Raw genomic sequence first — 10,732 nt, forward strand, 5'->3', positions numbered from 1 at the left:
AAATTACACCACGTCCTAGGACACTAACGGGCAGGCCCTATATTGGTGTCCCGCATCCAGAGGCAAAAAACAAGACAGATCAGTCCGATTCTACACTGACTTTGCAAGAGAGGTTCTTTTCTCGGCAACTGGGTGATTCCCGTAGAAACGCCCCTGAGAAACCGCCTTAACAGCCTCATCACTCGTACGATCCGCTCAAAAATTCCGCGTTTTTATCCAATTTAAAATTGCCTTAGCCCGAATACGGGCAGTCTACCTGAATTCCTGTCCAAAAATTCACCCGTCTGAATATCTCGGTGTTTTTCTGCTGCGCAGCGTTGACCGTTCAGCCCGGGCGCTGCTGAAATCAGACAGAACGGTTCGTTCGAAATTTGAAAATGAGAAAGCGATGGTTGTGACACGGTTCAAGACGGCGAGCGGCGCCCCCAAAATGCCCAAGGCACCTGCGGTCAAACCCGTGCGTGGCGCCCATGTCGCCGTCCGCGGCCTGTCGCATACCTACAGGCGCGCCGATGGCCCCGTATTGCAGGACCTCGATTTCGAAATCCGCCAAGGCGAGGTCGTGGCGCTGCTGGGCCGGTCCGGATGCGGAAAATCGACCCTGCTGCACATGCTGGCGGGCCTGTCGCACCCCAGCACGGGCGAGGTTGCCATCAACGGAAACGAGGTGCGCGGCCCCAGCCCCCGATGGGTGATGATGTTCCAGGCCCCGTCGCTCTATCCCTGGATGACGGTCGCGCAGAACGCCGCCCTGGGACTGAAATTCGCCCGGCGCAGCCGCGAGATCGCCACCCGCATCCCCGACGTGCTGGAACTCGTCGACCTAACCAGCTTTGCCGGCCGCAACGTGCAGGACCTGTCCGGCGGACAACAGCAGCGCGTGGCCCTGGCCCGCAGCCTGGCCACCAGCCCCCAGATGCTGCTGCTGGACGAACCGTTTTCGGCGCTCGACGCCTTTACCCGGCGCAGCCTGCAACGCGACGTCCGCGACATCGCCAGGACGCTGGGCATCACGATGGTGCTGGTCACGCATGACGTGTCCGAGGCCGTGCTGATGGCCGACCGCGTGCTGGTGCTGGACGCCAACCCGGGCCGCGTTGCCCACGACGTCGCTATCCCGCTGGAGGACGCGGCGCGCAGCACGGGCTCGGAGGCGTTCCAGCGCGAACAGGCCCGGATGATGCAGCTTTACACCGATGTCGCCCACGGCGACGCGACCACCCCGCTGACCTGACACAGACCGAAGATCCGCCAGAGAGGACCTGAGATCATGACCAAAGACACCTGGGACGACGAAGAATACTTCGCCTCCGACTTCAGCCGGCGCCAAACGCTGGACATGCTGGCCAAGGGCGGGCTGTTTGCCTCGCTGGCCACGATGCTGGGCGGGATGCCCAGCATGTCCTACGCGCAGGAGGACGAGGTCGTGCGCATCGGTTACCTGCCGATCACCGATGCCACCGCACTGCTGGTGGCGCACGGCATGGGCTATTTCGAGGACGAAGGGCTGGAGAGCGAAAAGCCGACGCTGATCCGCGGCTGGTCGCCCCTGATCGAAGGCTTTGCCGCCAACAAGTTCAACTTGGTGCACTTCCTCAAGCCGATCCCGGTCTGGATGCGCTACAACAACAATTTCCCGGTCAAGATCATGTCCTGGGCGCACACCAACGGCTCTGGCCTGGTGGTGGGGCGGCATACGGACATCACCGATTTCAGCCAGCTTGGCGGCAAGCAGGTGGCGGTGCCCTTCTGGTATTCGATGCACAACGTCGTGCTGCAATACGCGCTGCGCGAGTCCGGTGTGACCCCGGTCATCAAGGCCCAGGGCGAACCGCTGGCCGCCAATGAGTGCAACCTGCAGGTCCTGCCGCCACCAGAGATGCCGCCGGCGCTGGCCGCGCGCAAGATCGACGCCTACATCGTGGCCGAGCCGTTCAATGCGCTGGGAGAGCTGAAGGCCGGCGCGCGGATGCTGCGCTTTACCGGCGATATTTGGAAGAACCATCCCTGCTGCGTCGTCTGCATGCACGAGGAGGTGACCGAAAAGAAACGCGAGTGGACCCAGAAGGTGATGAACGCCGTGGTCCGGGGCGCGATCTATTCCAGCCAGAACAAGGCCGAAGTCGCGGGCCTGCTGTCCAAGGACGGCTGGGGCTACCTGCCCGCGCCCGCGCCGGTCGTGACCCGCGCCATGACGCATTACGACGACGAGGATTACACCACAATCGGCGCCAACAAGCACGTCGCCGACTGGCAGAACGGCCGCATCGACTTTCAGCCCTGGCCCTATCCTTCGGCGACCAAGCTGATCGTCGAGGAGATGAACAAGACCGTCGTTTCCGGTGACGCGACCTTCCTGGCCGATCTGGACCCGCAGCATGTCGCCGACGACCTCGTGAACTACGAATTCGTCAAGGCCGCGCTGGACAAGTACCCGGAATGGCAGAACGATCCCTCGGTCAACGCGGGCGACCCGTTCAACCGGGACGAGGTCCTGAAGCTGTGACCGCGATCCCCGACACCCCGGCAGGCGGTTTCCGCCTGCCCCGGCTGGGCCGGCTGCGGGGCATCGCAAATGCGGCCCTGGGCATCGCTGCGCTGATGCTGCTGTGGTGGCTCGGCGGCCTGGCGGTGGCGAACGATCCCGACATGTTCGCCTTTGCCGATTTCGCCCCGGCACCCACACTGGCCGCGCTGCAGGACATCGTCACCTCGGGCGAAGTCTGGCAGATGTCGGGGCCCTCGCTCTATCGCGTGGGCTATGGCATGGGGATCGCGGCCGCCATCGGCGTGCCCGTGGGCATCGCCATCGGGCGCATCCCCTTCCTGCGCGAGATCACCAACGTCCCGTTCCAGTTCCTGCGGATGATCTCTCCGCTGTCCTGGATGCCCATTGCGGTCATGGCCTACGACACCTGGGACGGCGCCATCGTCTTCCTGATCGCGGTGGCGGCGATCTGGCCGATCCTGTTCTCGACCGCTGCGGGCGTGCGCCGGATCGACCCCAGCTGGCTCAAGGTGGCGCGCAACCTCGGCGCCAACCCGTTCCACATGCTGTTCGTGGTGATCCTGCCCGCCATCGCCGTCGACATCCTGACCGGCCTGCGGCTGGCCTTGGGCGTCGCCTGGGTGGTGTTGGTGCCGGCGGAATACCTCGGCGTCACCTCGGGGCTTGGCTACGCGATCAACGATGCCCGCGACACGCTGGACTACTCGCGGCTGGCCGCCGTCGTCGTGGTGATCGGCGTCATCGGCTTCGCGCTCGACTGGCTGTGCATGCTGGCGATCAAGAAATTCAACTGGGTGCGCGACACCGCGCACTGACCCCAAGACAGACAACCAGAGGAGAGACCCCATGTCTGAACCCGCAACCGTCCTGACAGGCTGCCTGGCCCCCATCGACAAGACCGGCCTCGACGGGCTGATCGCCAAGGGCAAGGAAAACCCCCAGGCCGTCAAGACACTGACCTGCAAGACAGTGGCCGAAGGCAAGTTCCGCCACGCCAACTATATCCGTGACCTCGAACCCTACATCGTGGACGAACCGCCGGCCCTTCTGGGCGACGACACCGCGCCCAACCCCTCTGAGGCCTCGCTGGCCGCGCTTGGATCCTGTGTCGCCGTCGGCCTGCATGCCAATGCAGTTGCCCGTGGCATCACCGTCCAGAAACTTGAACTGCAACTGGAAGGCGATCTGAACATCACCGCCGTCTGGGGCACGGGCGACACCAGCGAAAAGCCGGTGGGGTTCACCGACGTTCGCATCAAGGTCGACATGGAAGCCGACTGCCCGCAGGAGGAAATCGACGCCCTTGTCCAGCACGTGATCCAGTGGTCGCCGGTGTTCAACACCTTCTCGCGCCCGGTCAACATGGTCGCCGAAACCATGTGATCCACCGCCTGTCCCGGATGCGCGCCGCGCGACGCGCGGCCGGGACGGGCCTGCCCCTATTGCCACAGTTTCAAGGACAGCCCGCCATGAATATCGCGACTCCCGTTACGACCGTCGACCTGAACGCGGTGGACCAGATCGCCGCCAGCGACCTCACCTCGATGGTCCGCACGATCGACGATGAAAAGACCTATCCCGAAGCGATCATGCGCGCGATGGGCGGCACCGGCGCCTATGGCACCCACCTTGCCGGGCCCGACGCGCCCTGCGACCTGGGACCCTCGGTGCTGGCGATGGCGCGGGCCTCGGAGATCTGCCTCTCAACCGGGTTCTGCATCTGGTGCCAGGACGCGCTGGGGTGGTACATCTCCTCATCCGAAAATGCCTGGCTGAAGGAAAACATCCTGCCCAGGGTCGCCACAGGCGAGATCCTCGGCGGCACCGGGATGTCGAACCCGATGAAGGCAATCGCCGAGATCGAAAAGCTCAAGCTCAAGGCGGTCCGTGTCGAGGGCGGCTATCGCGTCAAGGGCGTGCTGCCCTGGGTGTCGAACCTCTCGGCCGATGGCTGGTTCGGCGTGATGTTCTCGGTCGAAGGCGAGGACAAGACCGTCATGGCCATTGCCCACGCCGACGAGGCCAAGGGCGTGAAGTTGAAGCTGGACCACGATTTCGTCGCGATGGGCGGGACCGCCACCTGCCAGGTGATGTTCCGCGACGTGTTCATCCCCGACGAACAGGTGATCGGCGACCCCGCACCCGCATTCATCAAGCGCATACGCGGCGGCTTCGTCCTGCTGCAATGCGGGATGGCCGCGGGCATGATCCGCAGCTCGATTGAACTGATCCGGAAGATGGAAGGGCCGCTGGGCCATGTGAACCAGTATCTCGAAAAAGGTGCGGACGATCTGGAGGCCGAATACGACGCGCTGGTCACCGAAGTTCTGGAGCTTTGCAAGACCCCCTATGACCTCTCGGACGCCTTCTGGAAACGCGTGTTGCAGGCACGCCTGACCGGCGGCGAACTGGCGGTCGAGGCCGCGCATTACGCCATGCTGCACAGCGGTGCACGCGGCTATGTCTCCGGCGGTGAGGCGCAGCGCCGCCTGCGCGAGGCCTATTTCGTGGCCATCGTGACACCGGCCACCAAACACCTGCGCAAGATGCTGGCCACACTCGACACCTGATCCGCACCCAAGCTGACGACCCATGAACGACGGCGTCCCGATGCAGGCCGCCGCACCCACTCACTTTGCCAACTGGAAAGGACTGATCTCATGGAAAGCGCACTGATCTCACCTGCCGAACTGCAGACCCTCATGACGGGCGGCAACATCGTCCTGATCGACACCCGCGACCCCGAAAGCTTTGCCGCGGGCCACATCGAAGGCGCGGTGAACATGCACGACATCTTTACCTACCTCGCCACATCGGACGCCGAGGGCATGGCCACTCTGCGCGACAAGTTCGCGGCCGAATTCGGCGCCGCCGGGCTGGACGGGACAAAGACCGCGGTCATCTACGAGGCCTCGATGAACACCGGCTTCGGCCAGTCCTGCCGCGGGTTCTTCCTGCTGTCCTACCTGGGATACCCCAGGATCAAGGTCCTGCACGGCGGCTATGCCGCCTGGGACGCCGCCGGCCTGCCCGTCTCGACCGAAACCGTCGCGCCCACACCTGGCGGGTTCGAAATCGACGAGTCCGCCGCCGAGATCATGATGGATCTCGACGACATGAAGGCCGCGCTGGCGGAGGAGGATGCCGTGATCCTCGACGTGCGCGACATCGACGAATGGATCGGCACATCCTCTTCGCCTTACGGCGTCGACTTCTGCCCACGCAAGGGCCGCATCCCCGGCGCCGTCTGGATCGAATGGTACCGCATGATGAAGCCGGGCGCCGACGGCCCGATGATGAAATCCCGTGACGAGGTGCTGGCCGAATGCGCCACCGTGGGGATCACCCCGGACACGCCGGTCAAGCTCTACTGTTTCAAGGGCGCGCGCGCCTCGAACACCTTCCTGGCCCTCAAGGAGGCCGGGGTGAAGGATGTCGCGCTGTACTTCGGATCCTGGAACGAATGGTCCCGCGATCCCGCCCTGCCGATCGAGGAAGGCCTGCCCTTCCCCGCCTGACCCGGTTTTTCCACCCCCTGACAAGAACGGAGACTGAAACCATGACAACCCGCGCCGAACTGACCGAGAAGATCATCGCGCACAAGACATTCACCGGCGTGAAATGGGCCGACGTGGCCAAGGAGGTCGGCCAGTCCAAGGAATGGGTGACCGCCGCGCTGATGGGCCAGCTGTCCATGACCAGGGAGCAGGTCGAAAAGGCCGGCAACGCGCTGGGGCTGAACTTTTCCGACGAGGAAATGGCGCTCTTGATGATGGTGCCCTACCGTGGCTCGATCCCGACGCAGGTCCCCGCCGACCCGCTGATCTATCGCCTGTACGAGGTCGTGGCCGTCTATGGCACCACGATGAAGGCGCTGATCGAAGAGGAATTCGGTGACGGGATCATGTCGGCCATCGACTTCACGATGGACATTTCGCGCACCGAGGACCCCAAGGGCGACCGCGTGAAGGTCATCCTCGACGGCAAGTTCCTGCCCTACAAGATGTACTGACCCTGCTGGCGGGCGCGCCTTGCCGTGCCCGCCGCCGCCAACAGGACCTTCCCCAATGACCCATTTCGCCATCATCGGCGCCGGCCAGGCAGGCGCGGCGCTGGCCGCGAAGCTTCGCGCGCTTGGCTATGACGGGCGGCTGTCGCTCTTCGGCGCCGAACCCGTCGCGCCCTACCAGCGCCCGCCCTTGTCCAAGAAATACATGCTGGGCGAGATGGCACTCGACCGGCTCTTTCTGCGGCCCGAGAGTTTCTACGCCGAGCAGGAGATCGACCTTTTCACCGATACCAGAGTGGCGTCACTGGACGCCAAGACCCGGCGCCTGCGCCTGGCAGATGGCCGCGAGATCACCGCCGACAGGATCGCCCTGACCACCGGCGCCGACCCGATGCGCCTGCCCGGTGCCATTGGCGGCGACCTGCCTGGCGTCTACACCATGCGCAGCCTGGCCGATGCCGATGCCGCAGCGCATGAATTCCGCGCCGGGCGCCGCGCACTAATTGTCGGCGGTGGCTACGTCGGGCTGGAGGCGGCGGCGGTCGCGGCGCAGCAGGGCGTGCAGGTGACGCTTGTGGAAACGGCGCCGCGTATCCTTGCGCGCGTGGCCTGCGCCGAAACCGCCACCTGGATCAAGGCCCTCCATGCCGCGCATGGCGTCGATATCCGCGAAGGCTGCGGGCTGGACGGCCTGAACCAACGCGGGGACACCCTCTCCGCCAGGCTGTCCAACGGCAGCACGCTGGAGGTCGATTTCGTCATTTGCGGCATCGGCGTGCGCCCCGCCACGGCTCTGGCCGAGGCGGCGGGTCTGACCATCGACAACGGGATCGCGGTGGATGATATGGGCCGCACCAGCGCCGAGGGCATCTATGCCGCCGGGGATTGCTGTTCCTTCCCCTGGAAGGATCGCCGCATCCGGCTGGAAAGCGTGCCCAATGCCATCGACCAGGCCGAGGCCGTCGCCGCCGCGATGCTGGGACAGCCGCACCCTTACGTCGCCAAACCCTGGTTCTGGTCGGATCAATACGCGACCAAGCTGCAGATCGCCGGGTTGAACACCGGCTATGACCGGGTCGTCACGCGCCCCGGGGACAAGCCGGGTACGCAAAGTCACTGGTACTATCGCGGCTCCGAACTGCTGGCCGTGGACGCGATGAACGACCCGCGCGCCTACATGACCGGCAAACGCCTGATCGAGAGTGGCAAGTCCCCCCTGCCCAAGGCCGTGGCCGACACGAGCGTACCGCTCAAGGACCTGGCCCTTATCCCCGCCACATGAACGGCAACACCCCGGGCAGGAAGTCCTGCCCGGGGTGTTGCCGTCATTCCTTGCGCCTTAGCGCGTCGCGTCGCGATACCAAGCAATGATGGTGGCCCGGCTTTCCGCATCCATCGTCGAGATCGCGTTGGGCGGCGGCATCGCGTGACTCACCCCGGACTGAAGGAAGATCTGCTTGGCATGGCGGGCCACGTCGGACTCCGTCTCCAGCACCACGCCCTTGGGCGGCCAGAGCACACCCTCCCAGACGGGTTCGCGCGAATGGCACATCGAGCAGTTGCCCAGCACCACGTCATAGGCATCCGAGAACCCCTCGGCCGAGGCGAATTGCTGTTCGTAGGGCGACAGCGGGCGTGCCTCTGCCTCGTCGTAGGTGTCCAGCATCGGCGCGGTCGACAGCCAGGCGATAACGATGAAGAGGATCACCGTGACGGCCCAGGTCCAGTTCGGCTGGCCTTTGCGGGCGTGCATCGAGTTGAAGTAGTGCCGGATCGTCACCCCCATCAGGAACACGAGACTGGCGATGATCCAGGCGTAGTCGGTGCCGAAGGCCAGCGGGTAGTGGTTCGACAGCATCAGGAAGATGACCGGCAGGGTCAGGTAGTTGTTGTGTGTCGAGCGCAGCTTGGCGATCTTGCCATACTTGGGATCGGGGGTCCGGCCCTCTTGCAGGTCCTTCACCACGACGCGCTGGTTCGGCATGATGATGAAGAACACGTTGGCCGTCATGATCGTTGCCGTGAAGGCGCCCAGGTGCAGCAGAGCGGCGCGGCCCGTGAACACCTGGTTGAGACCCCAGCTCATCACCACGATGATGACAAACAGCACCAGCATCATCGCGGTCGGGTAATCACCCAGCTTCGACTTGCAGAGGAAGTCGTACAGCAGCCAGCCCACACCGATCGTCGCGGCCGAGATCAGGATGCCCTGCCACAGCGACAATTCCGCCTTGGTCGGATCCAGCAAGAACAGCTCTCCGCCGACCCAGTAGACGATCATCAAGAGACCCGCGCCCGACAGCCAGGTGGCGTAGCTTTCCCATTTGAACCAGGTCAGGTGGTCCGGCATCTGTTCCGGCGCGACCAGGTATTTCTGGATGTGATAGAAACCGCCGCCGTGGACCTGCCATTCCTCGCCATGCGCGCCTACGGGCAGATGCGGCACCTTTCGCAGGCCCAAGTCCAGCGCGATGAAGTAGAACGATGAGCCAATCCAGGCGATTGCGGTGATGACATGCAGCCAGCGGACGGCAAAGGCCGCCCAATCCCACATGATGGCCAGATCGTACATGGCAAGCCTCCTAAAGGGTCGAATCCACGGCACACTATGCGGATGAGAATTGTTCTGGTATCGCTGCTCAATACCAAGCAGCATCAAAAATTGCAGAACAATGTCCTATCTCGACAATATCCGAACTTTTGTGCGTGTCTATGAACTTGGCAGCATGTCGGCAGCGGGTCGGGACCTGCGGATTTCGCCTGCGGTCACCTCTTCGCGAATCTCCCAGCTTGAGGAACACCTCAGCGTGCGGCTGTTCCAGCGCACCACGCGCAGCCTGACCCCCACCGAACATGGCCGGGCCTTCTACAGCGGCGCTTGCGAGATCCTGGAATCAGTCGAGAATGCCGAGGCGCAGGTGGTCAGCATCACGGAAAATCCCAAAGGATCGCTGTTCGTGGCAGCGCCTCTGGGCGTCGGGCGGCGGCTGATCGCGCCGCAGGTGCCGGATTTCCTCGAGACCTATCCGGAGGTCAATGTGCGGCTGCGCCTGACCGACCGCAAGGTCGACCTGACGACCGAGGGGCTGGACCTGGCGTTCTTTCTTGGTCAGCCAGAGGACAGCAACCTGCGCATCCGCAAGATTTCAGATGTCGAAAGGGTGCTTTGCGCCGCGCCGTCCTACCTCGAGGCGCGCGGGACACCGATGACCGGCGACGAGATCCTGGAAAAGGGACACGAGTGCCTGAACCTGCGCTTTCCCGGCGCGACGGAATTCCAATGGCGGTTGAAGACCCCGGAGGGTGTGCGGAAATTCCCGATCGCGGGCCGCTACGAATCCGATGACGGGGACGTTCTGACCGACTGGGCCCTGGGCGGGCATGGAATCGCGCTCAAACCGATCTTCGAGGTCGCGGATCACCTCGAAGCGGGCCGGCTGGTTCCCGTCGCGACGCAGACGCCGCCGGAGCCCATCCAGATGGCCTGCCTGTTCACCCATCGGCGCAGGCAGGACCCCAAGACCCGGATGTTCATGGAATTCGTGATAGATCGCATCGGCGCCGTCGTCCGCGACGCCGAAAAGCGTGTTCAGCTGCCGCGATAGGTGCTCATGCCGAAAGGCGACAGCAGCAGCGGGACATGATAGTGGGCGTCGGGATCCGACATGCCGAAGCGGATCGGAACTTGATCCAGAAACAGGATCTCGTCATTTGCCTGTCCGGTGCGGCGCAGGTAATCGCCCGCAAAGAAAACCAGCTCGTAGGTACCAGTCTCGAATTGCTCGGCCGGAAGAATCGGCGCATCGGTGCGGCCGTCGTCATTGGTTACGGTCTCGGCGATCTTGCGGTGCGAGCTTCCCGATACCCGGTAAAGGGCGATCGTGATGCCCTCTGCGGGGCACCCGCGCGCAGTGTCGAGAACATGGGTGGTCAGGTATCCGGCCATTGCTGCAAACTCCCTTGCTTGACGTCTTATAGGGCGGGTTCGCGGCCCGGTGCAAAACCTGCGGGGCTAAAGGCACCTTCAAACGCTTTTTGAAAAACTCTCCGATTATTCTGGTTTATAAATGCCCAAATTCGATGAGGGCAGATGTGACACGTTATCCAAGAGACATGACCGGCTATGGCGCGACGCCACCCGCCGCAAACTGGCCCGGCGGCGCAAGGATCGCCGTCCAGATCGTTCTGAACTACGAGGAAGGCGGCGAGAACTG

Annotated in this window: 11 protein-coding genes; 9 read left to right on the forward strand and 2 right to left on the reverse strand. The window is 63.8% G+C overall.

Annotation, left to right across the window (positions count from 1 at the left end):
- Positions 1-430 precede the first annotated feature (430 nt).
- From PVW46_RS21975 to PVW46_RS22010, 8 genes are all read left to right on the forward strand, one after another.
- Positions 431-1,234: an ABC transporter ATP-binding protein gene (locus PVW46_RS21975; protein WP_139132393.1), complete on the forward strand. Its 804-nt coding sequence runs from the start codon at positions 431-433 to the stop codon at positions 1,232-1,234.
- 36 nt (positions 1,235-1,270) lie between these two features.
- A complete protein-coding gene (locus PVW46_RS21980; RefSeq protein ID WP_069210928.1) occupies positions 1,271-2,506 on the forward strand; it encodes an ABC transporter substrate-binding protein in 1,236 nt (411 codons plus the stop codon).
- The gene (locus PVW46_RS21985; RefSeq protein WP_198548528.1) at positions 2,503-3,324 is read left to right on the forward strand and encodes an ABC transporter permease; all 822 of its coding nucleotides are present in this window, start codon (positions 2,503-2,505) and stop codon (positions 3,322-3,324) included. Before PVW46_RS21980 ends, PVW46_RS21985 begins: the two co-directional genes overlap by 4 nt.
- A 31-nt stretch (positions 3,325-3,355) precedes the next feature.
- Positions 3,356-3,892, forward strand: a complete 537-nt coding sequence (locus PVW46_RS21990) for an OsmC family protein (RefSeq protein ID WP_043137138.1) — start codon at positions 3,356-3,358, stop codon at positions 3,890-3,892.
- A gap of 86 nt (positions 3,893-3,978) precedes the next feature.
- The gene (locus tag PVW46_RS21995; RefSeq protein WP_069210926.1) at positions 3,979-5,079 is read left to right on the forward strand and encodes an acyl-CoA dehydrogenase family protein; all 1,101 of its coding nucleotides are present in this window, start codon (positions 3,979-3,981) and stop codon (positions 5,077-5,079) included.
- A 90-nt stretch (positions 5,080-5,169) separates the two neighbouring features.
- Complete coding sequence (locus PVW46_RS22000; protein WP_069210925.1) at positions 5,170-6,027, forward strand: sulfurtransferase; 858 nt, start codon at positions 5,170-5,172, stop codon at positions 6,025-6,027.
- 41 nt (positions 6,028-6,068) lie between these two features.
- Positions 6,069-6,521 carry a cyanase gene (cynS, locus tag PVW46_RS22005; RefSeq protein ID WP_069210924.1) on the forward strand — a complete coding sequence of 151 codons (453 nt, stop codon included), beginning with the start codon at positions 6,069-6,071 and terminating at the stop codon, positions 6,519-6,521.
- Between the two features lie 55 nt (positions 6,522-6,576).
- Positions 6,577-7,800 carry an NAD(P)/FAD-dependent oxidoreductase gene (locus tag PVW46_RS22010; protein ID WP_069210923.1) on the forward strand — a complete coding sequence of 408 codons (1,224 nt, stop codon included), beginning with the start codon at positions 6,577-6,579 and terminating at the stop codon, positions 7,798-7,800.
- A gap of 57 nt (positions 7,801-7,857) precedes the next feature.
- On the opposite strand, the gene PVW46_RS22015 is transcribed toward PVW46_RS22010, so the two are convergent.
- A complete protein-coding gene (locus tag PVW46_RS22015; protein WP_069210922.1) occupies positions 7,858-9,090 on the reverse strand; it encodes a urate hydroxylase PuuD in 1,233 nt (410 codons plus the stop codon).
- Positions 9,091-9,190: 100 nt separating this feature from the next.
- On the opposite strand from PVW46_RS22015, the gene PVW46_RS22020 reads away from it, so the two are divergent.
- Positions 9,191-10,123 (forward strand): LysR family transcriptional regulator, encoded by a 933-nt coding sequence (locus PVW46_RS22020; protein WP_043137151.1) that lies wholly within the window; start codon positions 9,191-9,193, stop codon positions 10,121-10,123.
- On the opposite strand, the gene uraH is transcribed toward PVW46_RS22020, so the two are convergent.
- Positions 10,108-10,464 (reverse strand): hydroxyisourate hydrolase, encoded by a 357-nt coding sequence (gene uraH / locus PVW46_RS22025; protein WP_069210921.1) that lies wholly within the window; start codon positions 10,462-10,464, stop codon positions 10,108-10,110. The genes PVW46_RS22020 and uraH overlap by 16 nt on opposite strands.
- Between the last annotated feature and the right edge of the window lie 268 nt (positions 10,465-10,732).

It is taken from the genome of Mameliella sp. AT18 (assembly GCF_028807275.1).
GTDB lineage: Bacteria > Pseudomonadota > Alphaproteobacteria > Rhodobacterales > Rhodobacteraceae > Antarctobacter > Antarctobacter albus.